Source organism: Xanthomonas sp. CFBP 7698 (assembly GCF_003600855.1).
Classification (GTDB): domain Bacteria; phylum Pseudomonadota; class Gammaproteobacteria; order Xanthomonadales; family Xanthomonadaceae; genus Xanthomonas; species Xanthomonas cannabis.
This window is the reverse complement of record NZ_PRDN01000008.1, coordinates 1-24,415: the sequence shown is the minus strand read 5'-3', so window position 1 is coordinate 24,415 and position 24,415 is coordinate 1. Positions and strand designations below refer to the sequence as shown.

Here is a 24,415-nt window from a genome sequence, read left to right as displayed (position 1 = left end):
ATGGAAACCAAAGCCAATTACGTCCTGATCGGCGCCTTCACCATCGTGGCTGGCCTGGCCCTGCTGCTGTTCGGGCTATGGGCCGCCAAGTACTCCTCCGACCGCACCTGGCAGCAATACCGGGTAGTGTTCCGCGAGGCGGTCACCGGCCTGTCGGTCGGCAGCCCGGTGCAGTACAACGGCATCGCGGTGGGCTCGATCACCGAATTGACGCTGGCGCCGAACGATCCGCGCCAAGTGGTCGCCCACGTGCGGGTGAATTCCACCACGCCGATCAAGAGCGACACCCGCGCCAAGCTGGCCATCACCAGCCTGACCGGTCCGTCGATCATCCAGCTCTCCGGCGGCACGCCCGAGGCGCCGTCGCTGACCACCATCGACAAGAGCGATGCGCCGATCATCCAGACCACGCCGTCGGCACTGCAGAACATCACCGACACCGCCAACCGCATCGTCGAACGCATGGACGAGATGCTCTCGGACAAGAACGTGGCGAGCATTTCGGCCACGCTGCAGAACCTGGAAAAGATCAGCGGTGGCATCGCCGATCGCGACGAAGGCATGCAGGCGCTGATCGTCAGCGCGCGCGATGCCGCACGCAATCTGGACACCACCCTGACCACCACCAACGGCACCATCAAGCGACTGGATCAGAACCTGGTGCAGCAGCTGCCGGGCATCCTGAGCAAGCTCGATGCAACGTTGGTCAAGCTGGATTCGGCCGCCGGCAATGCCGACAACATCCTTGGCGAGAACCGCGCGGCCATCAATAGTTTTGCCAACGACGGGCTGGGCCAGCTCGGCCCCACGCTGACCGAATTGCGCGGCCTGATACGCGACCTGCGCCGGGTCAGCGACAAACTGGACAACAACCCTGCGCGCTACCTGCTCGGCCGCGACGCACCCAAGGAGTTCGAACCGAAATGACTGCCATGCGCGTGTTGCGTCCCCTGCTGTGCGTCTCGTTGCTGGCGCTGGGCGGCTGCTCGGTCCTGACCGGCGGCGACCAGAAGCCGGCCACGATCTACGCGCCCACCGTGCGCGTGACGCCGAATCCGTCCTGGCCGCAGGTCACCTGGCAGCTGGCCATCAATAAGCCCAGCGCTGCGCGCGTGATCGACAGCCCGCGCATCAACGTGCGCCCGACGCCGGGCGAATTGCAGATCTACCACGGCGCCGGCTGGGCGCAACCGGCCACCGACATGCTGGAAGACAGCGTCGTGCGCGGGTTCGAGGACTCCGGCAAGATCGCGGCGGTCGCGCGCATCGGCACCGGCATCCGCTCGGACTACAAACTGGCGATCGACCTGCGCCGCTTCGAGTCCGATTACGCCGGCCAGCCGGTGCCGTCGGCCACCATCGAACTCAACGCCAAGCTGCTGCACTCCTCGGATCAGCGCGTGGTCGCCTCGCGGACCTTCCTGGTCGCCCGCCCTTCCAGCGGCACCGATGTGGCAGCGGTTGCCGCGGCGTTCGAGCAGGCGTTGACCCAGGTCACCACCGACCTGGTGGGCTGGACGCTCACCACCGGGCAACAGGACAGTGCGGCGCTGCCACGCACACCGTAAGCCCACACGTCCACCTGCAGCCCCGGACGCATCTCAACCGGCATCAGATCCAGCACTTTGCACCGGCATCTGATCCAGCACCCTGCACGCGACGGGATCCACCCGCCTCCCTTCTCCCGCAAGCGGGAGAAGGTGGCGCGCAGCGCCGGATGAGGGCACGCAATGCCCCACGCCTGATCTCACGCCTGCCGCGAACCACCGTCATCCTGCCGCAGCCGATGCAATCTGCCGAAAAGTCAGATTGATCCGCTCCCCCACCGGCCGCGCCGTGCGTGGCAGGGCGTGCTTGTAGCAGCGCTGGGTGTCGCCACCCATCAGCAGCAAATCGCCGTGCGCCAATTCCAGCGTCTGCTTCAAGGCCGCATCGTCGCGATGTTTGAACGCAAAGCGTCGCGTTGCACCCAGGCTCACCGAGGCAATCAACGGCTGGGCGCCCAACTCCGGTTCGTCGTCGCTGTGCCAGCCCATCGCATCATTGCCACTGCGATACCGATTGACCAGCACGCTATTGAACAGGCGGCCGATGTCTTCCTGCAGACGAGCACGTAACGGCTGCAATGCGTCCAGCCATGGCTGCGGCGAAAACTGCGTGCCCGAATAGCGATAGCTTGCCTCCGGATCGCCGATCCAGCTGCTCAGACGCGGCGAATCCACCACCCGCCCGAACATGCGGATGCGGTGCACCTCCCACTGCACCTGTGTCAGCAATGTCTGCAGCAGCGCATCGGCCGCCGCCGCCTGCAACCAGCCGCGCCACCACTGCACCTGCGCGCCCGGCAATGGGACCGGAATCTTCATCCCCGAACGCTAGCACGCAGGCCCCTGGCGGCACTGTCCACGGCGGATGAATCGCAGCGATTTGCCGCCATCACATGCAATCCCGGAAAATGCGCACCAGCCATCGAGCCAACGGGAGCGGAGCAATGTCGGAAGCGGGAATCGGCGCGCAAGCGTCAGAGGCGGTCGAGCGTGACGTCATGGAATACGACGTCGTCACCGTCGGTGCCGGTCCGGCCGGGCTGTCGTTCGCAATCCGGCTCAAGCAGCTCAACCCCGAGCTGAGCGTCTGCGTGATCGAAAAATCCAGCACCATCGGCGCACACATCCTGTCCGGTGCGGTGATCGAGCCCGGCCCGCTGGATACCCTGCTGCCGGGCTGGCGCGACAACCCGCCGCCGATCTGCGTGGCCGCCACCGAAGACGAATTCTGGTTCCTCGGCAAGGACAGCGCACGCAAGTTTCCGATGGTGCCGCCGGGCATGCGCAACCATGGCAACTTCATCGTCAGCCTGGGCGCGATGTGCGCCTGGCTCGCGCCGCAGGCCGAAGCGCTGGGCGTGGAGATCTACCCCGGCTTTGCCGCTGCCGAGACCCTGCATGACGACAGCGGCCAGGTGGTGGGCGTGCGTATTGGCGACATGGGCGTGGCCAAGGACGGGTCGCACAAGCCCGGCTACACCGCCGGCATCGACATCCGTGCCAAGGTCACCGTACTGGCCGAAGGCGCACGCGGGCATCTGACCAAGCGCCTGCTCAAGCGCTTCGACCTCACGGCCGACAGCGACCCGCAGGGCTATTCCATCGGTATCAAGGAACTGTGGCAGGTGCCCGAAGGCCGCGTCACGCCCGGCAAGATCGTGCATACGCTGGGCTGGCCCGCGGACAACCGCACCTACGGCGGCAGCTTCCTGTATCACCTGGACAATAACCAGATTGCGCTCGGCTATGTCAGCGGGCTGGACTACAGCGACCCCGCATATCAGCCGTGGGAAGCCTTCCAGCAATGGAAGAACCACGCACTGATCAAGTCGCTGCTGGAGGGTGGCAGCATTCTGTCGGCGGGCGCGCGCGCCATTGTCACCGGCGGCTGGCAGTCGCTGCCGAAGGTGGAGATGCCGGGTGCCCTGCTGATCGGCGACACCGCCGGCCTGCTCAATGTGCCCAAGATCAAGGGCACCCATCAGGCGATCCGCAGCGGCATGCTGGCGGCCGAACATCTGGTGCAGTCGCAGCTCGCCCCGCAGGGCTTCGACGCCAAGTTGCGCGCCTCCGATGCCATGGCCGAGTTGAAGACCGTCCGCAATATCAAGCCCGGTTTCAAGAAGGGGCTGTGGTTCGGCCTGCTCAACGCCGCCTGGGAGACCGCCCTCAAGGGCGCCTCGCCGTGGACCCTGAAGAACAAGCCCGACTGGTCGGCCCTGCGCAAGATCGGCGACTACGAACAACCCAAGCGCGACTACGTCAGCCGCGAGCTCGCCCCGCGCGACCGCCTGCAGGCGGTGTATTTCGCCGCCACCGAGCACGACGAAGACCAGCCGGTGCATCTGCAGGTGCTCGACACCAACATCTGCGCCACCCGCTGCGTGGAAGAGTACGACAACCCCTGCACCCGCTTCTGCCCGGCCAACGTCTACGAGATGGTCGCAGACACGGCCAGCCCCTCCGGCAAACGCCTGCAGATCAATGCCGCCAACTGCGTGCACTGCAAGACCTGCGACATCAAGGACCCCTACGAGATCATCAACTGGGTCACACCGGAGGGTGGTTCGGGTCCGAACTACCAGAATCTGTGAGTAACCAGTGGCTTACCGCGTGACCGGCAGTTTCTCCAAACTCCTGGCTGCGGCGCGTCGCTCGGTGGAGCTCCATGGTGGCGGTTTCACGGGCGCAGCCGCAGTCGCAATACGGGTTCTCAAGGTGCTTCGCGCCCTGGGAATTCGTGGCCTGGTGGGACGGTTGCAACTTGCCGGGCGCACGCAGCAGGCGGTTCATCGCTTGTCTGACCAACAACCCTTTGCCGCGCCTGCTCCCTTGTCGCAACTGCAGCTCAAGATTGGCGTGATGCTGCACATCTTCTATCCCGACTTGATCGATGAATTCGCGCAGTCACTCCAGCATATGCCAGTGCGCTATGACCTGCTGGTATCGGTGATGGACGAGACAGCCGCAGCTCAGGCGCGCGAGCGCTTTTCAAAGCTGTCACAGATCGAGAAGCTCGATATACGCGTCGTGCCCAATCGCGGCCGTGACATCGCACCGCTGTTGGTGACGTTTCGCGAGCAGGTCCTTGCACTGGATGTTGTCGGCCATCTGCATACGAAAAAATCGCTATATACAGGCAGCGAGCAAGGCGAGTGGCGCCGCTACCTGGTCGCGTCCCTGATGGGGAGCCCGGAGCGCATCGCTTGGCAGCTGGGGATGTTTCAGGCCGAGCCGCGGCTTGGCATGCTTTATCCGGAGAGCTACGAACGAGTGCTGCTGTGGGCGCATACCTGGCTCAGCAATTTCAGCGTTTGTCGCGCGCTTGCCCAGCAACTTGGATTCGACATCAGCCCCTCGGAGTACATCGATTTTCCTGCCGGATCGATGTTCTGGGCGAAGGTGGATGCGCTGCGGCCGTTGTACGCTCTGAATCTAGACATCAAGGATTTTCCCGAAGAGCACGGCCAGATCGACGGCACTTTGCACCACGCGGTAGAGCGCATATTCGTTGCTGTCGTGCGTCACAAGCAGTACCGCATCGGCATCTTGCCGCAAGACGGTACGCTGTCACTCAGCGACGAAGGTGGACGCAACTGGCAGGCTTCCCTCGAGACACCGATCGCCACGCGCTTGACACTGTCCTCTCTACAGGCTCGACTGGTATCGCTGGATATCTTCGACACCTTGGTGGTGAGGCCGTTCCTGTATCCGGCCGGTGCCCGTGCCTATCTTGCCCATCTGATAGCGGGCCGCTTCGGAGTAGAGCATTTTCTCGAACTACGTGAGCTTGCCGAGTCGAAAGCGCGCCATCAGCATGGCTGCGATGTCGATCTATCGCGCATCTACGCAACGCTGGCTGCCCTGCCCGATGCGAAGGGGCTTCCAGTCGCCGCCCTTCAGGCTCTGGAAGTGGCTCTGGAAGCCCGGTTGCTGCAACCACGCCGGGGTGTGATCGCAGCAGCTACGCAGCTGCAACAACGTGGCATCCGCCTGGTTGCGCTGTCGGACATGTATCTGGATAGCCCGCTGCTGCAACAGGTTCTGCCGCCAGAAGTCAGTGCGCTGCCGGCCGCCTGGTATGTGTCCTGCGAAACGGGTTGGCGCAAGGATGCCGACAGTGCCTGGAAGGAGCTGTCAGCCATCGAGAAAATCGATGCCTCGCAGTGGCTGCATGTCGGCGACAACGAACACGCAGACATCCAGCGTCCACAGATGCACAACCTGCTGACACCAGTGCATGTGCTTCGCCCCTCTGCGCTGCTGGAGGCGATTCCTGCATTGCGCCCACTTAGACCATCACCGGGTGCGGCAGCCCGGTGGCAGGACCAGTTGTGGCTTGGCCTGCTGGCCAATCGGTTCGCCGATCTTGCCGACCGGCATCCGGAAACGTTGATGCCCTTGCCGACTCTTTCACCGGCCTGCCTTGGCTATGTGGTGCTGGGCCCACTGGTTTTCGATTATCTCGCCTGGCTGATCCGCATGGCGGAGCTACGCGATATCGAAACAATCTTGTTCTTGAGCCGGGAAGGCCATCTGCTAGAGCAGGGCTTTCAGCTGATAAGACAAACGTCCGCTTCACTGCAGCAGCTGCATGGCAAGTATCTGCTGGCGTCGCGGCGGGGAACCGGAACTCCCTCGCTGCATGCGCCGGATGATCTTGCGTTGCTGCTGGACAGCACCTACACCGGGACACTGGGCGACTTGGTACAGGCACGCCTGGGAGATGACGCAATGCATATTCTGGAACGTCGTCTAGGCCGCCCAGCCATGCAACGCGATGTCTACCTGCCGGAGATGCATCTCGAGCTGCTGGAACTGATTGCCCCGGCGATCAACGAACTGCTGGCGCTTGCAGAAACTGAAAGGGCAGCTTACCTGCATTACTGGAAAGCGAGCGTAGGTGACGGCGCCACCATGGTGGCCGATATAGGTTACTCCGGCACCATCCAGGCCAATCTCGCAAGATTGACTGGGCAGCCGCTGGGAGGTGCTTATTTTGCATTGAACGGGCGCGCCACAAAGCTCTCCGATCAATGCTGGGCAGACGCCCGCTATTTTGACGGCCGTATCGAAAGGGATCCGGAGCAATCGACGATCCTGCGCCACGACCTGCTTCTGGAAACACTTCTCACCGCTCCTTCGCCGCAGTTTTCTCATTTCACGGGTACGCACGCGGGTACGACCGCGGTCTACGCCAGTCCGGAGCGATCGCCAGCGCAGTGGACGACAATCGCGCAGGTGCATCAAGGTGCGCTAGCCTTTATTGCAGACGTCTGCAGGGTTACGCAGGAGGAAAGCTACCTAGTGGATTTCGATCGAGCTTCGGTACAGATTCCGCTGCAATGCGTCGGCTCTGGACGCTGGCAGGCGCCGTGGCTGGGGGATTTGCAACTCGACGACCGATTCACTGGGCGGGGATTGGTTCGGGCCGGATGACCTGAAGGCCATCCGGCCTCGCCTCACGGTCGAGGCGTCAGATTTTCACGCCTGTCTTCTGGCGTAACTCGTCCAGCTCCACTCCGTCGGCCGCCTCCACCAACACCAACCCATCAGCGGTGACATCGAACACCGCCAGGTCGGTGATGATGCGATCCACCACGCCGACGCCCGTCAGCGGCAGGTCGCATTCGCGCAGGATCTTGTGGCTGCCGTCCTTGGCGACGTGCTCCATCAGCACCACCACGCGCTTGACGCCGGCCACCAGGTCCATCGCGCCGCCCATGCCCTTGACCATCTTGCCGGGCACCATCCAGTTGGCCAGGTCGCCGCGGTCGGTGACCTGCATTGCGCCCAGGATCGCCAGGTCGATATGGCCGCCGCGGATCATCGCGAACGAATCGTGGCTGCCGAAATAACTGGCGCCGGCGCGCGCGGTCACGGTCTGCTTGCCGGCATTGATCAAGTCCGCATCCACTTCGTCCTCGGTGGGAAACGGGCCGATGCCGAGCAGTCCATTCTCTGATTGCAGCCACACGTCCACGCCTTCCGGGATGTGGTTGGCCACCAGCGTCGGCAGTCCAATTCCCAAGTTGACGTAGGCGCCATCGGTCAGTTCGCGCGCCGCACGGGCGGCCATCTGGTCTCGGGTCCAGGCCATTACTGCTGTCCTTCGCGCACGGTGCGCTGTTCGATGCGTTTTTCCGGCGTGGCGTTGAGCACCAAGCGGTCGACGTAGATACCTGATAGATGCACGTGGTCCGGGTCGATGGCGCCCAGCTCCACGATTTCTTCGACTTCGGCAATGCAGACACGACCGGCCATGGCGCAGGCCGGATTGAAATTGCGCGCCGTCTTGCGGAACATCAGGTTGCCCGCGGTATCGGCTCGCCACGCCTTGACCAGCGCGACGTCGGCCTGCAGTGCGGTTTCCAGCACGTAGTGCTTGCCGTCGAATTCGCGGGTCTCCTTGCCCTCGGCCACGATCGTGCCGTAGCCGGTGGCGGTGTAGAACGCAGGGATTCCCGCACCGCCCGCACGCAGGCGCTCGGCCAGCGTGCCCTGTGGGTTGAACTCAAGCTCGAGCTCGCCAGCCAGATACTGACGCTCGAACTCCTTGTTCTCGCCCACGTAGGACGAAATCATCTTGCGAATCTGCCGCGTGACCAATAATTGACCAAGCCCGAATCCATCGACCCCGGCGTTGTTGGAAATCACCGTCAACCCGCCCACCCCGCTGTCGCGCACGGCGGCGATCAGCGCCTCGGGGATCCCGCACAACCCGAAGCCGCCTACTGCCAGGGTCTGGCCATCGGCCAGCACGCCCTCGAGCGCCGCCTCGGCACCGGCGTAGCGCTTGCCAGCTGCCTTGTCACGTCCATCATTGCGCATCACCGCCCTCACCTCGCTGATGTGAAGCGGCCATTCTATCCGCTGACTGTTCCCTGTCCTCGGTCGCAATTCCGCCACACCCAAGACACGGCGCACCCGCTAAACTCGGGTGTCCCCCACCCCAGGAACTGCCCATGACGCTACCCGCCTTCAAGGCCTACGACATTCGCGGCCGCGTGCCGGATGAACTCAACGAGGACTTGGCCCGCCGCATTGGCGTGGCACTGGCGGCGCAGCTGGATCAGGGACCGGTGGTCCTGGGCCACGACGTGCGCCTGGCCAGCCCGGCGCTGCAGGAAGCACTCTCGGCCGGCCTGCGCGCCAGCGGCCGCGAGGTCATCGACATCGGTCTGTGCGGCACCGAGGAGGTCTATTTCCAGACCGATTACCTCAAGGCCGCCGGCGGTGTCATGGTCACCGCCAGCCACAACCCGATGGACTACAACGGCATGAAGCTGGTCCGCGAGCAGGCGCGACCGATCAGTTCCGATACCGGCCTGTTCGCCATCCGCGACACCGTCGCGGCCGATACCGCCGCACCCGGCGAGCCCACAGCCGCCGAGCAGAGCCGCACCGACAAGACCGCCTACCTGGAGCACCTGCTCAGCTACGTGGACCGCAGCACGCTCAAGCCGCTCAAGCTGGTGGTCAATGCCGGCAACGGCGGCGCCGGCCTGATCGTGGATCTGCTTGCGCCGCATCTGCCGTTCGAGTTCGTCCGCGTGTTCCATGAGCCCGATGGCAACTTCCCCAACGGCATCCCCAACCCGCTGCTGCCGGAAAACCGCGACGCCACTGCCAAGGCGGTCAAGGACCACGGCGCCGATTTCGGTATCGCGTGGGACGGCGACTTCGATCGTTGCTTCTTCTTCGATCACACCGGCCGCTTCATCGAAGGCTATTACCTGGTCGGCCTGCTCGCACAAGCCATCCTTGCCAAGCAGCCGGGCGGCAAGGTCGTGCACGACCCGCGCCTGACCTGGAACACGGTCGAGCAGGTCGAAGAAGCCGGCGGCATTCCGGTGCTATGCAAGAGCGGCCACGCCTTTATCAAGGAAAAGATGCGTAGCGAGAACGCCGTATACGGCGGCGAGATGAGCGCGCACCATTACTTCCGTGAATTCGCCTACGCCGATTCCGGCATGATTCCATGGCTGCTGATTGCCGAGCTGGTGTCGCAGTCCGGTCGTTCGCTGGCCGATCTGGTCGAGGCGCGCATGCAGAAGTTCCCCTGCAGCGGCGAGATCAACTTCAAGGTGGCCGATGCCAAGGCCGCGGTTGCCCGCGTGATGGAGCACTACGCCGACCTGTCGCCGGAGCTGGACTACACCGACGGCATCAGCGCGGACTTTGGCCAATGGCGCTTCAACCTGCGCAGCTCCAATACCGAGCCACTATTGCGTCTGAACGTGGAAACCCGCGGCGATGCTGCACTGCTGGAAAGCCGTACGCAAGAGATTTCCGATCTGCTGCGCGGTTGATTTACCATCCTCCCCCACTTTGACGCACTGGAGTTTCCCCCGCTCATGAGCGACGTCCTTCCGATTATCTTGTCCGGCGGCTCCGGCACGCGCCTGTGGCCGCTGTCGCGCGAGTCCTATCCCAAGCAGTTCCTGCCGCTAGTAGGCGACAAGAGCATGTTGCAGGCCACCTGGCTGCGCGCGGCTCCCGTCGCAGGCCATGCTCCCATCGTGGTGGCCAACGAGGAACACCGCTTCATGGCCGCCGAGCAGCTGCAGCAGCTGGGCGTCAAGCCCTCTGCCATCCTGCTGGAACCCAAGGGCCGCAATACCGCCCCAGCCATCGCGGTTGCTGCGCTGGAAGCGACCCGTGACGGCGCCGACCCGCTGTTGCTGGTGCTGCCGTCCGATCATGTGATCGGCGACGAAGCTGCCTTCCAGGCTGCGGTGAACGTTGCTGCAGCTGCCGCAGAACAAGGCAAGCTGGTGACCTTTGGCATCAAGCCGACCGCACCGGAAACCGGCTACGGCTACATCAAGGCCGGCGCGGGCACCGGCGCGAGTGCGGTCGAACGTTTCGTCGAGAAGCCCGACCTGGCAACCGCACAAGGCTACCTGGCCAGCGGCGAGTACTACTGGAACAGCGGCATGTTCCTGTTCCGTGCTTCGCGCTACCTGGAAGAACTGCGCAAGTTCCATCCGGCCATTGCCGATGCCTGCCAGACCGCCTGGCAGAACGGCAAGCGCGACGCCGACTTCACCCGCCTGGACAAGGACGCGTTCGCGGCCAGCCCGTCGGATTCCATCGACTACGCGGTGATGGAAAAGACTGCCGATGCGGTCGTCGTGCCGCTGGATGCCGGCTGGAACGATGTCGGATCGTGGTCGTCGCTGCTGGATGTGTCCGAGCAGGACGCTCAGGGCAACGCGCATCATGGCGACGTCATCCAGCTGGATTGCCGCAACACCTATGCCTACGGTTCGCGCCTGATCGCCATGGTCGGCCTGGAAGACGTCGTCGTCGTCGAGACGCCGGATGCTGTGCTGGTCGGTCACCGTGATCGCATCCAGGAGGTGAAGGATGTGGTCGGCCGGATCAAGTCCGACGGTCGCTCCGAAGCCACCTGGCATCGCAAGGTGTATCGCCCATGGGGCGCGTACGACTCGATCGACATGGGTCAGCGTCACCAGGTCAAGCGCATCACCGTCAAGCCCGGTGCCGTGCTGAGCCTGCAGATGCACCACCACCGCGCCGAACACTGGATCGTGGTCAGTGGCACTGCCGAAGTGACGCGCGGCGAAGAAGTGCTGCTGCTGACCGAAAACCAGAGTACCTACATCCCGCTCGGTGTGACACACCGCCTGCGCAATCCTGGCAAGCTGCCGCTGGAGCTGATCGAAGTGCAGTCCGGCAGCTATCTGGGCGAGGACGACATCGTGCGCTTCGAGGACACCTACGGCCGCGCCTGATCGCGCACCCGACGTAGACGGCAACATCGACGGCGGCCAATGGCCGCCGTTTTGCGTTATCCCTGCCTCGCTTCGATCACAACACGCTGCGCAGACAGGTCACAGGTCGCCTGCTGCCGCAGGCTGCATCGCACGTGGATGCGACCGGCAATGCCAGTGCCGCCCCGCGGGCGTTCGCCTGCAAGGCCGCGAACGGCCCCGTAGCCCAAGACAACATCATGGATGGCCTGGACGAGTGGCATTGCCACTCGCCAAGACGCGGGGCCTGCCAGGCTCAGTTGTCGCCGAACAGGTCGCGCGTATAGACCTTGTCCTGCACGTCCTGTAGCGCGTCGGCCATGCGGTTGCTGATGATGACGTCGGCCTCGCGCTTGAAGGCCTCCAGGTCGTTGACCACGCGCGAGCGGAAGAACTCCGGCTCGCTCAGCGTCGGTTCGTACACGATGACGTCCACGCCCTTGGCCTTGAGGCGCTTCATCACTCCCTGGATGCTGGACGAACGGAAGTTGTCCGACCCCGCCTTCATGATCAACCGGTAGATGCCGACGACCTTGGGATTGCGCCGCAGCACGTCGGCGGCAATGAAGTCCTTGCGGGTGGTGTTGGAATCGACGATCGCCCGGATGATGGTCTGCGGCACGCTCTGGTAGTTGGCCAGCAACTGCTTGGTGTCCTTGGGCAGGCAGTAGCCGCCGTAGCCGAAGGACGGATTGTTATAGTGGCTGCCGATGCGCGGATCCAGGCAGATGCCCTCGATGATCTGGCGGCTGTCCAGCCCATGGGTGAGCGCGTAGGTGTCCAGTTCGTTGAAGTAGGACACCCGCATCGCCAGGTAGGTGTTGGCGAACAGCTTGATCGCCTCGGCCTCGGTCGGCTCGGTGAACAGCACCGGCACGTCGGGCTTGAGCGCGCCTTCCTGCAGCAGCCGCGCAAAGGTTTCCGCGCGCGCCGAGCGCTCACCGACGATGATCCGCGACGGGTACAGGTTGTCGTACAACGCCCGCCCTTCGCGCAGGAATTCGGGCGAGAAGATGATGTTGTCGGTCCCGAACTGCGCGCGCAGCTTGGCCACGTAGCCGACCGGAATGGTCGACTTGATCACCATCGTCGCCTGCGGGTTGATCTCCAGTACCTTGGCGATCACGACCTCGATCGAGCGGGTGTTGAAGTAATTGGTGTCCGGATCGTAGTCGGTGGGTGTGGCGATGATCACGAATTCTGCGCCGGCAAATGCCTCGTTGGCGTCCAGCGTGGCCTTGAAGTTCAGGCCGCCCTCGGCCAGCGCAGCCTCGAGCTCCTTGTCGACGATCGGCGAGCGGCCTTCGTTGATCAGCTTGACCTTGGCCTCGACGATGTCCAGCGCCACGACCTCATGGTGCCTGGCGAGCAACACGCCATTGGACAGACCGACATAGCCGGTACCCGCGACAGCGATCTTCATTGGAATTCCTTGCGATTTTGGATGGGGGAGGAGGCAGCGCGCTGCGCGCAGGTCATGGCGTGATGACGGTACGGCCGAGCCCGTCATGGGCCGGCGCGCCCGCTGGGGGACACGCGAAAACCTGCACGGTGCCAACCGATGCGACGTAGCGCACACACATGCACACATCCAGCCCATGCATCACGCATCGCATCCGCTTCAGCGGCACATCCACGTTGGCCACGACCTGCGCAGAGCAGGTCGCCGGCCTGGCGTGGACCAGTCACCGATGGTAGCCGAAGCGAGAGGCAAGCTATGAGTCGGTGCTGAAGCCGCCCCGATCTAGGCCGCTATTGAAGCCGTTCAACCCTGGGCGAGCGTGTCCAGCACCTGGTTCAGTCCATCCTGCCAGTCGGGCAGGCGGACGCCGAACGTGTCCTGCAGGCTGTGGGTATCCAGCCGCGAATAGGCCGGGCGCGTGGCCGGCGTTGGATAGTCGGCGGTGGTGATCGCCTCCACGCGCGGCGCACGGGCAATCAGCCCGCGCGCGTGCGCCTGGGCGAAGATGGCTTCGGCGAAGCCGTGCCAGCTGGTCTGCCCGGCGGCGGTCAGATGCCACAGACCGGAGGGTTCACCGGGCTGGCGCAGCGCGTGCGCCGTGATGTCAGCGATCAACGCCGCCGGCGTTGGCGTGCCGATCTGGTCGGCGACCACGCGCAGCACGTCGCGCTCGGCTCCCACGCGCAGCATCGTGCGCAGGAAATTGTGCCCGTGCGCGGCGTAGACCCAGGCGGTGCGGAAGATCAGATGCCGGCCGCCGGCCGCCTGCACCGCCTGTTCGCCGGCAAGCTTGCTCTGCCCGTAGACGCCGAGCGGCGCGGTGGCGTCGTCCGGCCGATAGGGGTGAGTGCCCTGCCCATTGAAGACGTAGTCGGTCGAATAATGGACCAGCGGCACGCCGGCGCGCGCGCACCACTGCGCAATGACCGCCGGCGCCTCGGCATTGGCACGGAAGGCCGCATCACGCTCCTGCTCGGCACGATCGACGGCGGTGTAGGCAGCCGCATTGACGACGCGGGTGGGCGCAAGCCGGTCCAGCAATTCGCTCAGCCGATGCGGTGCGTCGAAGTCGGCCACCTCACACGCGGTACCGTCCGGCAACCGACCACTGCGGGTTGTGGCAAGAATCGGACAATCGCCTGCCAATGCGCGCAGCAATTCCGTGCCGACCTGTCCATTGGCTCCCAGTACCAACGTCGTCATGGTGCAAAGACCGGCAGACGCTCGCCCGGCACATCTGCCAGGAAAGGTGCTGCGGCATCCTTGGCCGAGAGCACCGGATCGCTGATCGGCCAGTCGATGCCGATCGCCGCATCGTCCCAACGCACGCCCGCATCTGCTTCCTTGACGTAGACGTCGGTGCAGAGATAGCTGAACAACGCTCTCTCTGAAAGCACTGCAAACCCATGTGCAAAGCCTTCAGGTATCCAGACTTGGCGGCGGTTTTCTGCACTCAGCAAAACGGCGGTCCAATGCCCGAAGTGGGGAGATCCAGCGCGGATATCCACCGCAACGTCGTAGACTTCGCCTTCGAGCACGCTTACCAGCTTGCCCTGTGGCCGAGGCCACTGGTAATGCAGACCGCGCAGCACCCCCTTGGCGGAGGTGGAGACGTTACTTTGCACAAAATTTGTCGGCAGCCCATGCTGCCCGAAGCGCTCTGCATTCCATGTTTCGAAGAACTGACCGCGCGCATCACCGAAGACCGCAGGCTCGATGACGACGCAGCCGGGCAACGTCGTTTCGATCACTTTCAATGGACAACCCCGCGCTTGGCCAATGCCGTCAGATATTTGCCATAGTCATTCTTCAACAACGGCGCTGCCAGGCGCTCCAGCTGCTCTGCATCGATCCAGCCCTGGCCAAACGCGATTTCTTCCGGGCAGCACACCTGCAGGCCCTGGCGCATCTGGATGGTCTCGATGAAATTGGCCGCTTCGTGCAAGGACTGATGCGTTCCCGTATCCAGCCATGCATACCCGCGCCCCAAGGGCTCCAGATGCAGGTTGCCGGCATCGAGATAGCAGCGATTGAGATCGGTGATCTCCAGCTCGCCGCGTGGCGAGGGCTTCAAGGCAGCCGCGTAGTCGCTGGCCTGGCCGTCATAGAAATACAAGCCGGTGACCGCGTAGTTGGAACGGGGCTTTTCCGGTTTTTCGGCAATGTCGATGACCTTGCCTTGCTGATCGAATTCGGCAACGCCGTAGCGCTCCGGATCGTTGACCCAGTAACCGAAGACAGTCGCACCCTGCTCTCGTGCATCTGCGCGGCGCAAGGTATCGGTCAGGCCATGCCCATGGAAGATATTGTCGCCCAGCACCAGGCAACTCGGCTTGCCGTCGACGAACTCGCGCCCAATCAGATAGGCCTGCGCCAGACCGTCAGGGCTGGGCTGCACGGCGTACTGGAGATTGACGCCCCATTGGGAACCATCGCCCAGCAACGTCTGGAACAGCGCCTGCTCGTGCGGCGTGTTGATGATCAGGATGTCGCGGATACCCGCGAGCATCAGCACGCTCAGCGGGTAGTAGATCATCGGCTTGTCGTACACCGGCAACAGCTGCTTGCTGACGCCCTTGGTGATCGGATACAGGCGAGTGCCGGAGCCGCCGGCCAGAATGATGCCTTTACGTTGTGTCATCAGGTATGTCCTGTTGAGGCCCGCACACGCTTACATGCGCGCGGGCTCTTGCCTAAGGGCTCGCGTTAGGCCGCGGCGCCGATCCGTTCCAGCCGATAGCTGCCATCCAGCACTCCCTGCACCCAGGCCTGGTTGGTCAGGTACCACTCCACCGTCTGCGCGATGCCTTGCTCGAAGGTATAGGCCGGCTCCCAGCCCAGATCGTTCTTCAACTTGGAGGCATCGATCGCGTAGCGACGGTCGTGTCCGGGGCGGTCGGTGACATGGGTGATCTGGCTCGCGCGCGGTTTGCCGTCCTCACGCGGGCGGTGCTGATCCAGCAGCGCGCAGATCGCCTGCACGACCTCGATGTTCTGGCGCTCGGAGTTGCCGCCCACGTTGTAGGTCTCACCGACCTGGCCCTTGGCCAGCACGGTGCGGATCGCCTCGCAGTGGTCGCTGACGAACAGCCAGTCGCGTACCTGCTTGCCATCGCCGTACACCGGCAACGCCTCGCCGGCCAGCGCCTTGGCGATCACCAGCGGAATGAGCTTTTCCGGGAAATGGTACGGGCCGTAGTTGTTCGAGCAGTTGGTGGTCAGCACCGGCAGCCCGTAGGTGTGGTGGAACGCGCGCACCAGGTGATCGGAGGCCGCCTTGGATGCCGAATACGGGGAATTGGGTGCATACGGCGTGGTTTCGGTGAACTTGCCGGTCTCGCCCAGCGTGCCATAGACCTCGTCGGTGGACACATGCAGGAACCGAAAGGCCTCGCGGCGCGCGTCCGGCAGCGCTTTCCAGTAATCGCGCACGGCCTCGAGCAATGCCAGGGTGCCGACCACGTTGGTCTGGATAAACGCGCCAGGACCTTCGATCGAGCGATCCACATGGCTTTCGGCAGCGAAATTCAGCACTGCGTCCGGCTGATGTTCCTGCAGCAGGCTGGTCACGAGGGCGCCGTCGCCGATGTCGCCCTTGATGAAGACATGGTCGGCATTGCCTTCCAGCGACGCCAAGGTATTCAGGTTCCCCGCATAGGTGAGGGCGTCAAGATTGATTACGCGGATCCCGCGCGCAACTGCCTCAAGAACAAAATTTCCGCCGATAAAGCCGGCCCCGCCGGTCACTAGCCAAGTCGCCACTGTCTACCCTCCTGGTCGCGCGCGAACTGCGCTGCGTCTTCAAACCGCGCAGGATATACGGTCGAGCTGCGCTGGGCTTGTATATCTTCGAATGAGTGGCTTCGAATCTATTGCACCGCACCATCCATACGCCATCGCATGGTGCGCCCTGCCCGGTTAGAATGGCTCCACTCCCGAGCCTGCCGCCGCGGCCGGGCCTTCCCGCAATAGCTGAAGGATCTCGTACACGATGAAAATCCTCGTCGCCTACAAGCGCGTGGTGGACTACAACGTCCGCATTCAGGTCAAGCCGGATGGCTCCGGCGTGGTGATCGAGGGCGTCAAGCTCTCGCCCAACCCGTTCGACGAAATCGCCCTGGAAGAGGCGCTGCGCCTGCGCGACGCCGGCATCGCCACCGAGGTGGTGGTCGCCACCCTGGCGCCGGCCGATGCGGCCGCGCACCTGCGCAACGGGCTTGCGATGGGCGCCAACCGCGCCATCCACGTGGTCACCGACACGGCCATCCAGCCGTTGACTGCCGCGCGCGCCCTGCTCAAGCTGGTGGAGAAGGAACAGCCGGACCTGGTCATCCTGGGCAAGCAGGCCATCGACGACGACGCCAACCAGACTGGCCAGATGCTGGCCACCCTGTGGGGCCGCCCGCAGGCGACCTTCGCCGGCAAGCTGGTGGTCGCCGATGGCAAGGCCACGGTGACCCGCGAAGTCGATGCGGGCCTGGAGACGCTGGAAGTGGACCTGCCGGCGGTGGTGACGACCGATCTGCGCTTGAACGAGCCGCGCTTCATCAAGTTGCCGGACATCATGAAAGCCAAGAGCAAGCCGCTGGAAACGCTGGCCTTTGCCGATCTCGGCGTCGATGCGCATGACAGTCTCAGCACCACCCACTACGCCGCGCCGTCCAAGCGCAGCCGCGGCGTGATGGTCAAGGACGCCGCCGAGCTGGTGGCCGCACTCAAGCAGAAGGGGTTGCTGTAATGGCCAAGGTTCTCATCGTTGCCGAACATCTCAACGGCCAGCTCAATGCGGCCACTGCCAAGACCCTCAGCGCCGCGCTGGCGGTGTCGGCCGAGTCCATCGATATCGTCGTGCTGGCGGCCGATCCGGCCGCGGTTGCGGCGCAGGCCGCGCAGCTGGCGGGTGTTGCTCGCGTGCTGACGGTGGCAAACGCCGCCAACGAACATGCCATCGCGCAGGTGCTGGGGCCGCAGATCGCCCAGCTCGCCGGCCAGGGCTACACCCATGTATTCGGCCCCTCGACCACGTTCGGCAAGGACCTGATGCCGGTGGTTGCCGCGCTGCTGGGTGTCAACCAGGTCTCCGACCTGATGGCGGTCGAAGATGCCTACACCTTCAAGCGCCCGATCTACGCCGGCAACGCGATCATCACGGTGAAAGCGCCGGGCGACCAGGTCGTGGTCGCCACCGTGCGCAGCGCCTCCTGGCCGGAAGCGGCAGCCGGCGGCAGTGCAGCAATCGAGTCCATCGCTGTGGATGCAGTGCTGCCGACCCATACCCGATTCGTTGGCCTGGCCGCAGGCAGCTCCGGTCGCCCGGACCTGCAGAGCGCCAAGCGCGTGGTCTCCGGCGGCCGCGGCGTCGGTTCGGCCGAGAACTTCCAGCACATCTACAGCCTGGCCGACAAACTCGGCGCCGCCGTGGGCGCCTCGCGCGCCGCCGTGGACGCGGGCTACGTGCCCAACGAACTGCAGGTCGGCCAGACCGGCAAGATCATCGCGCCCGAGCTGTACGTGGCGATCGGCATCAGCGGGGCGATCCAGCATCTGACCGGCATCAAGGACGCCGGCACGATCGTGGCGATCAACAAGGACCCTGAATCGCCGATCTTCGAGATTGCCGATATCGGGTTGGTGGGGGATCTTTTCACTCTCCTGCCGGAACTTGAGACAGCGCTCGCATAGAGCGCTGTCCACCTCTTTCCTCCCTCGGCATCGTCCCCTAGAACGGTCGCTCTGGTTGTAAACTGTTCAACCCCCGCTCAGGCGAGATGGTCATGGATCGACATGTCGCATCGGCCTGCACCCACCATGCAGAGGATCCATCGCGCCCATGATTGTCGGTAGAGGACTGCTTGCATCCGCTTTTGATGCTCAAGCTCTCGAAACACTGGAGGCCACATTATTCGCATCCGGAGTCTCAAATTCCAGTGAGATCGACCCCTCCGCCTATGCGCGCGAACAGCAACTGCTGGAGGAGCGGCTTGCGGCCGCCAGGGGTGCCTTCGTCTATTTCAGTACCTGCAGCATCGAAGACCCGGATCGCGGGAGCGGTCAATACGCCCGTCACAAAGTGCGGATGGAACAGTTGGTTGCCGATCGCGGCGGCCGCTATCTGATCCTGCGCCTGCCGCAAGTGGTGGGGCGCACGGGAAATCCGCACAACCTGATCAATTTCTTGACCGACCGTCTGCGCAGCGGCGAGCCGATCCCGATGTGGTCCGGTGCCGTGAGATGCCTGATAGACGTTGAGCACGTCGCCGCAATCACCATGCGTCTGTTGCAGGATGGGGCGCCCGAGCAACTGCGCGCCAGCCTGGCGCCGCCGGAGGTCATCAGCATGCCGGCACTGGTGGACGTCATGGAATCGATCTTGGGCCTGCATGCGCGCCGCGAGATTGTCGACCGCACCGGGGGGACGCAGCCGGATGCCACACTCATGATGCAGGTCGCACCGACACTTGGCATCGACGTAAGCCCCGGGTACACGCGGCGCCTCCTGGAAAAATATCATCGCCATGACAATGCCAACTGAGACCTGCAAACTTTCGGTCGTTATCCCGGTCTACAAGAGTGCGTCGATCCTGCCGAAACTCGCAGACAAGCTGGGCCGGACACTGCCCACCATGTTCGGCGATTCCTTTGAAGTCATCCTGGTCAACGACTGCAGCCCGGATGACTCGCGCAAGGTGCTGTTTGACTTGGCGCGCGAGCGGCCTTGGTGGAAGGTGATCAACCTGCGCAAGAACGCAGGCCAGCACAACGCCATTATGGCCGGCCTGCGTGTGGCGCGCGGCCAGCAGATCATTACCATGGATGACGACCTGCAGCACAATCCCGACGACATTCCCGCACTGCTTGCCGCTCTCGGCGATGGTTACGATGTCTGCTACGCAGGCTTCCATTCCAAGCAGCACGCGTTGTGGAAGAAAGCCGGAAGCGCACTGAATGACCGGATGGCAGTGTATCTGCTTGGCAAGCCCCAGGGACTATATCTGTCGCCGTTTCGTGCGATGGTCGCTGGAGTCCGGGAAGAACTGGTCAAGTTCACCGGCCCCAACGTGTATCTCGATGGTTTGATTCTTGCTACCACGACGAGAATCGCCAGCATCAAGATCGACCATCACGCGCGTGCAGACGGACAGTCCGGTTACAGCCTCCGCAAGTCCATCTCGCTGTGGCTGAAGATGGCCACCAGCTTTTCGGTATTTCCCCTGAGACTTGCCTCGCTGATGGGGATTGCCGTCTCCATGCTTGGCTTCCTGCTTGCATTGGTCTTTGTCGTTCAACGGTTCACCGTCAACGCCATGCCGGTCGGCTGGGCTTCCCTGATGGTTTGCGTGCTCATCACTGGCGGCGTCCAGTTACTTGCGATCGGCGTCATTGGCGAATACCTCGGCCGCGCCCTGCGGCACGTTAACGCCACGCCGCAAGCAGTGATTGAGTCGACCGCGAACATCCCATCACATAACGAACGGGCCACATGATGAAATTACTGCGCGTGGCGCTGGCGGATCCGCGCATCCGCCAGTTTGTCCTTTACGCGGTCTGCGGGGGCTCCGGCGTCTGCCTGGACCTGTGTGTGTACACAGGTCTGATCTGGCTGCACGTCAACTACCAACTCGCCAACGCGGCTGGTTATCTTGCCGGCACCTTGCTCAGTTTCGCACTGAATCGCCACTTCACGTTTCAGACCTACGATAAAACGATGCGGCGTCTCGGCCTCTTCGTTGCAACGGCGTTGGTGGGCTACCTCGTCTCCAGCGCATTGCTATGGGGCCTGGTTTCGGTTCTCGGCTGGAATCCGCTTTGGGCCAAGCTGGCCACGTTGGTGGTCGTGCTGATTCTGCAATTCTCTCTTAATCGCGCCATTACATTCCGATCCCCTGCGAGCATCTCAAGCAAATGAACCAATTCCATACTGTGATCATCGGCGGCGGCTTCGCCGGCCTATCTGTCGCCTACGAGCTCGCCAAGCAGGGTAAGCGCGTCCTGGTCGTCGAGCGTGACCATGAACTTGGCGGCCTGGCAGGCGGTTTCAAGGTTGGCGACCAGGTCCTCGAGAAGTTCTATCACCATTGGTTCAACAACGATGTCGAGATATTCAAGCTGATCGAAGAATTGGGAGCAAACGACAACATCGTGCTGCGCCCCACCCGGACCGGCATGTATTTTGCGGACCAGTTCTATCGCCTCAGCACTCCAATGGACCTGCTCCGGTTCGATGCCCTGCCGTTCATCGATCGCATCCGTCTTGGCATCGCGGTCCTGCGTGCCCGCTCGGTCAAGGACTGGAAGAAACTGGAGAATCTCAGTGCCAAGGAATGGCTGCTCGACCTGTGTGGCGAGAAAGCCTACAAGGTCGTATGGGATCCGCTGCTTGTCGGCAAGTTCGGCGATGTGGCCGACGATGTTTCCGCGGTCTGGTTCTGGAAAAAGCTTGTGTTGCGTGGCGGCAGCCGCAGCAACTCGGGCGACGAAGTGCTCGCCTATTATCGCGGCGGCTTCGCCGCGCTGGCTGAAAAACTCGGTGAAGCCATCGTTCGACTGGGTGGTGAAATTCGGCTTGGCACCAGCGCGACCTCGGTACTGACCGCGAATGGCGTTGCCACCGGCGTGCTGCTGGAAGACGGCGAAGTGCAGGCTGACAACGTCGTATTGTCGACCGCCTTCCCCATCTCTGCCAACCTGCTCCAGGGCAAGACCGACGACGCATTCCTGCAGTCGCTGCGGCGCATCCGTTATCTGGCGAATGTGTGCATGGTGCTTTCGCTGGACCGAAGCCTGTCTGAAACTTACTGGCTGAATGTCAACGATCCCGGATTCCCGTACGTCGGGGTGATCGAGCATACGAACTTCGAGCCGGCCAGTTCGTACGGTGGTCGCCATATCGTCTACCTGTCCAAGTACCTTCCGACCAGCCACCCGATGTACACGATGACCGACCAGGAGCTGGTCGACTTCTCGCTGCCGCATCTGCAGAAGATGTTTCCCGCGTTCGACCGTAGCTGGATTCAGGACGTCCATGTATGGCGCGCCGAATACGCCCAGCCGATCGCCGAGAAGCATTATTCGAGCCTGGTCCCGGGACGTAAGACCCCGCTGCCCAATGTCTACCTGACCAGCATGGCACAGGTCTATCCGGAAGACCGCGGCACCAACTATGCCGTGCGCGAAGGCAGGAACCTGGCCAACGACATTCTGGCTTCGGACGGGCGTTAATGACTACCGAATACGTTGCACAGGGCACGGATGACTTGCGCCGGAACATGTCGGACAACCAGCGACGTATTCGCATCTCTTTGCTGTATCTGGTCGCTGGATTGCTGATTGTCGCGGTGCTTTACCCAATCCTTTGTAGTCTTTCGAGAGATCGCACGGGCGATGGATCTGAATACTATGCGATGGAAATGGCAATTAGCATTGAACACAGACCCTATGTTCAAGAGAAAACATGGGCGGCATATGAGCAACAAAGGATTTCCGAGAAAATAAGGGGTCTTCAGTCGGCTGATGACCTCAAAGATTATTATAAGCGCCTAACTGTAAATGGCGGAACGGATTTCAATCATTTCTGGTTTTACCCCGCGTCCGCAGCAATAATTGGGCAAGCAGGCCAAATGATTGGGCTAAGCAAAGACCCGCACGATCACTACATGCTATTGCATGCAGTATTAGTTTCGAGCCTAATTTTGCTGTGCTTTGGGTTACAAGGTTTACGGGGAGGATTAGCCGCAGCGTTGATCCTCTTCGCATCTCCCGCGCTCTGGTACGTTAACAAAGTACATACAGAGCTTTTCACGATTACATTGACCACCGCCTCATTGGCCTGCGCGTTACGTCATCGCTGGGCATTTACTGGACTATTCCTGGCAATTCTCACCTCTCAGAATATTAGCTTCGTAGCCCCCGCTTTTGCGGCAAGTACATTTGCCTTGATAAATCATGCAAAATCGAAAACAGACCAGTTATCGACCACTGAGGTTTTCGCACTAGCGCTAACGCCTGTCATTGGCATTTTACATCCATTTTATTACTTTGCTCGATTTGGCAGTATTTCACCGCAATTGATAAATGGTGGCGCGCAGGTATCAGACCTACACATTTCATCTTCATTTCGCTATTTATTTGACCCAGATATCGGCCTCCTGCCTAATTGGCCGCTTGGCTTGGTCGTGGTGGCCGTCAGCTTATGTGTTGCAGGCAGGCAGTTTCGTCTGCCACGCCATCCGATGCTCTGGATTTGGATATCAATCTATATTCTAATTTCGATGCTTGCGCAGGGCGCAACCACGAACGTTAATTCTGGCGGTACGTTTGGGCCAGCACGATATGGCCTTTGGTACCTATGCTTTTTTTATCCGCTGATTTTGTTAACATTGCCACAAAACGGTAAATTAAAAAATTCGCCGCTAAGAATTATAATCAGTCTCGCCATCACGCTTGCAGCAATGGGCAGCATCAAGATTGCTTGGCCTCTCAAACCAGAATCTTTTCTTACTCCAAGCCGCGTAGCTCAGCTCATCTATGGCTATGTGCCGTGGATTTGGAATCCAAATGAAGAAATCTTTTTCGAGCGTAATGCCGGAGTTGCGGATGTACCACCTACTCGGCCCGCATTGGTGTTAGGCCCAAGGTGTCGAAAAGCACTTTTCATCCCAGGAAGTGATTCGAGCAAGATCACGGTTTATCCGGAAGGCGCGTGCGGATTTTCCTCAAGCACTGCAGCGAAGCTAATTACCAGAAAAGTCGGCTCCCCTCCTTCTTCATCCCAATATTTTTTGGTTGATCAGATAGACCTACCACAAGCACCGCTTTTTCCAAGCGCGCGTGCTCTGGCTGCAAGAGATCTTCGGCCCTACTTAGGAAATGGATGGTCTCAAATTGAACCATCAGGCATATGGTCAGTAGGCGAAAATTCCGAGATTAGACTGAGCTTCCAAGAAGCAACTAATGAAGGAGATGAATTGATCTTGCGGGTCAATGCTCTATGGGCGTTAGGCCGAAGTGCTATGCACGTAAATGTGAGAGTTAACGGCGGGAATTGGCAGGAGAAGTTGCTAACTGCGTCTTCAACGCAGCCCCAAGAACTCAGGATTTTATTGCCGCAACTGCCCTCCGGGAAATCAGTTCAGTTTGACTTAAATTATGACGAACCAGCATCACCCGTTCAGCTCGGCTTGTCATCGGATGACAGGATGCTGGGGATTTATCTGACTTCAATCACTTTTGAAGGCAATTTAAATTATAAAAATAAACTTTAGAAAAACATCTTTAAATTCTTAACTTAGTATATGTTTACTTGCGCAGGTGAACTCCTGCGGAATCCGGCGCCCAATATCAACCGCAGACTTTTAATTTTAGCTGGCGTTGAATTATGGGGAGTCGATAATCAACCCCGGACTCTAAACACGGCCGCTACGTAGGACGGGGGCGTCGGTTGAACAAGTAGCGCTATGGTTGAGCAGCTACTATTGAAAAGACACAAAAAATCCGACGCCAGAGGTCTGGCATCGGATTTTAATGACTCAGTTGCTTAATTGAACAGCATTACTCTGGTAATCCCCCCGCTTTGAGCGTTCGCCAAAAGTGGAGCTAGGCGGCCATCGCCAATTTCATTGCTGGCGTGA

At 61.7% G+C, this 24,415-nt stretch carries 21 protein-coding genes; 13 read left to right on the top strand and 8 right to left on the bottom strand.

Translation table 11 applies throughout. The annotated features are described in order from the left end of the window. Both XnspCFBP7698_RS20130 and XnspCFBP7698_RS20125 read left to right on the top strand, forming a co-directional pair. Window positions 1-927 (top strand): MlaD family protein, encoded by a 927-nt coding sequence (locus XnspCFBP7698_RS20130; RefSeq protein WP_039412542.1) that lies wholly within the window; start codon window positions 1-3, stop codon window positions 925-927. Further along, on the top strand, window positions 924-1,568 hold the full coding sequence (locus tag XnspCFBP7698_RS20125; protein WP_104581635.1) for an ABC-type transport auxiliary lipoprotein family protein: 645 nt from the start codon (window positions 924-926) through the stop codon (window positions 1,566-1,568). The genes XnspCFBP7698_RS20130 and XnspCFBP7698_RS20125 overlap by 4 nt, the downstream gene beginning before the upstream one ends. Before the next feature lie 201 nt (window positions 1,569-1,769). Here the strand turns inward: XnspCFBP7698_RS20125 and XnspCFBP7698_RS20120 are convergent, their stop codons facing one another. After that, window positions 1,770-2,366 (bottom strand): alpha-ketoglutarate-dependent dioxygenase AlkB, encoded by a 597-nt coding sequence (locus XnspCFBP7698_RS20120; protein ID WP_104581634.1) that lies wholly within the window; start codon window positions 2,364-2,366, stop codon window positions 1,770-1,772. Window positions 2,367-2,491: 125 nt separating this feature from the next. On the opposite strand from XnspCFBP7698_RS20120, the gene XnspCFBP7698_RS20115 reads away from it, so the two are divergent. Together XnspCFBP7698_RS20115 and XnspCFBP7698_RS20110 are read left to right on the top strand one after the other, a co-directional pair. Next, on the top strand, window positions 2,492-4,141 hold the full coding sequence (locus XnspCFBP7698_RS20115; RefSeq protein ID WP_104581633.1) for an electron transfer flavoprotein-ubiquinone oxidoreductase: 1,650 nt from the start codon (window positions 2,492-2,494) through the stop codon (window positions 4,139-4,141). Window positions 4,142-4,250: 109 nt separating this feature from the next. Further along, window positions 4,251-6,986 (top strand): rhamnan synthesis F family protein, encoded by a 2,736-nt coding sequence (locus tag XnspCFBP7698_RS20110; RefSeq protein ID WP_104581650.1) that lies wholly within the window; start codon window positions 4,251-4,253, stop codon window positions 6,984-6,986. A gap of 37 nt (window positions 6,987-7,023) precedes the next feature. Here XnspCFBP7698_RS20110 and XnspCFBP7698_RS20105 read toward each other — a convergent pair whose 3' ends face one another. Both XnspCFBP7698_RS20105 and XnspCFBP7698_RS20100 read right to left on the bottom strand, forming a co-directional pair. Continuing rightward, window positions 7,024-7,647 carry a CoA transferase subunit B gene (locus XnspCFBP7698_RS20105; RefSeq protein WP_104581632.1) on the bottom strand — a complete coding sequence of 208 codons (624 nt, stop codon included), beginning with the start codon at window positions 7,645-7,647 and terminating at the stop codon, window positions 7,024-7,026. Then, complete coding sequence (locus XnspCFBP7698_RS20100) at window positions 7,647-8,378, bottom strand: CoA transferase subunit A (protein WP_104581631.1); 732 nt, start codon at window positions 8,376-8,378, stop codon at window positions 7,647-7,649. Before XnspCFBP7698_RS20100 ends, XnspCFBP7698_RS20105 begins: the two co-directional genes overlap by 1 nt. 134 nt (window positions 8,379-8,512) lie before the next feature. Here XnspCFBP7698_RS20100 and XnspCFBP7698_RS20095 point away from each other — a divergent pair, with 134 nt between their 5' ends. Further along, a complete protein-coding gene (locus XnspCFBP7698_RS20095) occupies window positions 8,513-9,859 on the top strand; it encodes a phosphomannomutase/phosphoglucomutase (protein ID WP_039403516.1) in 1,347 nt (448 codons plus the stop codon). 45 nt (window positions 9,860-9,904) lie between these two features. Continuing rightward, window positions 9,905-11,308 (top strand): mannose-1-phosphate guanylyltransferase/mannose-6-phosphate isomerase, encoded by a 1,404-nt coding sequence (locus XnspCFBP7698_RS20090; protein WP_104581630.1) that lies wholly within the window; start codon window positions 9,905-9,907, stop codon window positions 11,306-11,308. A 274-nt stretch (window positions 11,309-11,582) separates the two neighbouring features. On the opposite strand, the gene XnspCFBP7698_RS20085 is transcribed toward XnspCFBP7698_RS20090, so the two are convergent. The 5 genes from XnspCFBP7698_RS20085 to rfbB all read right to left on the bottom strand — a co-directional run bounded on the left by XnspCFBP7698_RS20085 (window position 11,583) and on the right by rfbB (window position 16,550). After that, window positions 11,583-12,749, bottom strand: a complete 1,167-nt coding sequence (locus XnspCFBP7698_RS20085; RefSeq protein ID WP_104581629.1) for a nucleotide sugar dehydrogenase — start codon at window positions 12,747-12,749, stop codon at window positions 11,583-11,585. A 342-nt stretch (window positions 12,750-13,091) separates the two neighbouring features. Beyond that, window positions 13,092-13,991, bottom strand: coding sequence for a dTDP-4-dehydrorhamnose reductase (gene rfbD, locus XnspCFBP7698_RS20080; protein ID WP_104581628.1), 900 nt, complete (start codon window positions 13,989-13,991; stop codon window positions 13,092-13,094). After that, complete coding sequence (gene rfbC / locus XnspCFBP7698_RS20075; protein WP_104581627.1) at window positions 13,988-14,545, bottom strand: dTDP-4-dehydrorhamnose 3,5-epimerase; 558 nt, start codon at window positions 14,543-14,545, stop codon at window positions 13,988-13,990. Before rfbC ends, rfbD begins: the two co-directional genes overlap by 4 nt. After that, the gene (gene rfbA / locus XnspCFBP7698_RS20070; RefSeq protein ID WP_104581626.1) at window positions 14,542-15,429 is read right to left on the bottom strand and encodes a glucose-1-phosphate thymidylyltransferase RfbA; all 888 of its coding nucleotides are present in this window, start codon (window positions 15,427-15,429) and stop codon (window positions 14,542-14,544) included. Before rfbA ends, rfbC begins: the two co-directional genes overlap by 4 nt. Before the next feature lie 65 nt (window positions 15,430-15,494). Continuing rightward, window positions 15,495-16,550 carry a dTDP-glucose 4,6-dehydratase gene (rfbB, locus tag XnspCFBP7698_RS20065; protein ID WP_104581625.1) on the bottom strand — a complete coding sequence of 352 codons (1,056 nt, stop codon included), beginning with the start codon at window positions 16,548-16,550 and terminating at the stop codon, window positions 15,495-15,497. 229 nt (window positions 16,551-16,779) lie between these two features. On the opposite strand from rfbB, the gene XnspCFBP7698_RS20060 reads away from it, so the two are divergent. From XnspCFBP7698_RS20060 to XnspCFBP7698_RS21470, 7 genes are all read left to right on the top strand, one after another. Further along, window positions 16,780-17,526 carry an electron transfer flavoprotein subunit beta/FixA family protein gene (locus XnspCFBP7698_RS20060; protein ID WP_104581624.1) on the top strand — a complete coding sequence of 249 codons (747 nt, stop codon included), beginning with the start codon at window positions 16,780-16,782 and terminating at the stop codon, window positions 17,524-17,526. Continuing rightward, the gene (locus XnspCFBP7698_RS20055; protein WP_104581623.1) at window positions 17,526-18,470 is read left to right on the top strand and encodes an electron transfer flavoprotein subunit alpha/FixB family protein; all 945 of its coding nucleotides are present in this window, start codon (window positions 17,526-17,528) and stop codon (window positions 18,468-18,470) included. The genes XnspCFBP7698_RS20060 and XnspCFBP7698_RS20055 overlap by 1 nt, the downstream gene beginning before the upstream one ends. Before the next feature lie 148 nt (window positions 18,471-18,618). Continuing rightward, complete coding sequence (locus tag XnspCFBP7698_RS20050) at window positions 18,619-19,320, top strand: NAD-dependent epimerase/dehydratase family protein (RefSeq protein ID WP_104581622.1); 702 nt, start codon at window positions 18,619-18,621, stop codon at window positions 19,318-19,320. Next, window positions 19,304-20,272 (top strand): glycosyltransferase family 2 protein, encoded by a 969-nt coding sequence (locus XnspCFBP7698_RS20045; protein ID WP_233549040.1) that lies wholly within the window; start codon window positions 19,304-19,306, stop codon window positions 20,270-20,272. Before XnspCFBP7698_RS20050 ends, XnspCFBP7698_RS20045 begins: the two co-directional genes overlap by 17 nt. Beyond that, window positions 20,269-20,694, top strand: a complete 426-nt coding sequence (locus XnspCFBP7698_RS20040; RefSeq protein ID WP_223214397.1) for a GtrA family protein — start codon at window positions 20,269-20,271, stop codon at window positions 20,692-20,694. The genes XnspCFBP7698_RS20045 and XnspCFBP7698_RS20040 overlap by 4 nt, the downstream gene beginning before the upstream one ends. Beyond that, window positions 20,691-22,007: an NAD(P)/FAD-dependent oxidoreductase gene (locus XnspCFBP7698_RS20035; protein ID WP_024938355.1), complete on the top strand. Its 1,317-nt coding sequence runs from the start codon at window positions 20,691-20,693 to the stop codon at window positions 22,005-22,007. The genes XnspCFBP7698_RS20040 and XnspCFBP7698_RS20035 overlap by 4 nt, the downstream gene beginning before the upstream one ends. Then, window positions 22,007-24,049, top strand: a complete 2,043-nt coding sequence (locus XnspCFBP7698_RS21470; RefSeq protein ID WP_146093287.1) for a hypothetical protein — start codon at window positions 22,007-22,009, stop codon at window positions 24,047-24,049. Before XnspCFBP7698_RS20035 ends, XnspCFBP7698_RS21470 begins: the two co-directional genes overlap by 1 nt. The last annotated feature ends 366 nt before the right edge of the window (window positions 24,050-24,415 follow it).

Coding starts and splice junctions, on each gene's coding strand:
- rfbA (WP_104581626.1), bottom strand. CDS start 15,429: ATGACACAACGTAAAGGCATCATTCTGGCCGGCGGCTCCGGCACTCGC.
- XnspCFBP7698_RS20050 (WP_104581622.1), top strand. CDS start 18,619: ATGATTGTCGGTAGAGGACTGCTTGCATCCGCTTTTGATGCTCAAGCT.
- rfbD (WP_104581628.1), bottom strand. CDS start 13,991: ATGACGACGTTGGTACTGGGAGCCAATGGACAGGTCGGCACGGAATTG.
- XnspCFBP7698_RS20060 (WP_104581624.1), top strand. CDS start 16,780: ATGAAAATCCTCGTCGCCTACAAGCGCGTGGTGGACTACAACGTCCGC.
- XnspCFBP7698_RS20090 (WP_104581630.1), top strand. CDS start 9,905: ATGAGCGACGTCCTTCCGATTATCTTGTCCGGCGGCTCCGGCACGCGC.
- XnspCFBP7698_RS20035 (WP_024938355.1), top strand. CDS start 20,691: ATGAACCAATTCCATACTGTGATCATCGGCGGCGGCTTCGCCGGCCTA.
- XnspCFBP7698_RS20100 (WP_104581631.1), bottom strand. CDS start 8,378: ATGCGCAATGATGGACGTGACAAGGCAGCTGGCAAGCGCTACGCCGGT.
- XnspCFBP7698_RS20085 (WP_104581629.1), bottom strand. CDS start 12,749: ATGAAGATCGCTGTCGCGGGTACCGGCTATGTCGGTCTGTCCAATGGC.
- XnspCFBP7698_RS20045 (WP_233549040.1), top strand. CDS start 19,304: ATGACAATGCCAACTGAGACCTGCAAACTTTCGGTCGTTATCCCGGTC.
- XnspCFBP7698_RS20105 (WP_104581632.1), bottom strand. CDS start 7,647: ATGGCCTGGACCCGAGACCAGATGGCCGCCCGTGCGGCGCGCGAACTG.
- XnspCFBP7698_RS20120 (WP_104581634.1), bottom strand. CDS start 2,366: ATGAAGATTCCGGTCCCATTGCCGGGCGCGCAGGTGCAGTGGTGGCGC.
- XnspCFBP7698_RS20055 (WP_104581623.1), top strand. CDS start 17,526: ATGGCCAAGGTTCTCATCGTTGCCGAACATCTCAACGGCCAGCTCAAT.
- XnspCFBP7698_RS20125 (WP_104581635.1), top strand. CDS start 924: ATGACTGCCATGCGCGTGTTGCGTCCCCTGCTGTGCGTCTCGTTGCTG.
- XnspCFBP7698_RS20040 (WP_223214397.1), top strand. CDS start 20,269: ATGATGAAATTACTGCGCGTGGCGCTGGCGGATCCGCGCATCCGCCAG.
- XnspCFBP7698_RS20115 (WP_104581633.1), top strand. CDS start 2,492: ATGTCGGAAGCGGGAATCGGCGCGCAAGCGTCAGAGGCGGTCGAGCGT.
- XnspCFBP7698_RS20130 (WP_039412542.1), top strand. CDS start 1: ATGGAAACCAAAGCCAATTACGTCCTGATCGGCGCCTTCACCATCGTG.
- XnspCFBP7698_RS20095 (WP_039403516.1), top strand. CDS start 8,513: ATGACGCTACCCGCCTTCAAGGCCTACGACATTCGCGGCCGCGTGCCG.
- XnspCFBP7698_RS21470 (WP_146093287.1), top strand. CDS start 22,007: ATGACTACCGAATACGTTGCACAGGGCACGGATGACTTGCGCCGGAAC.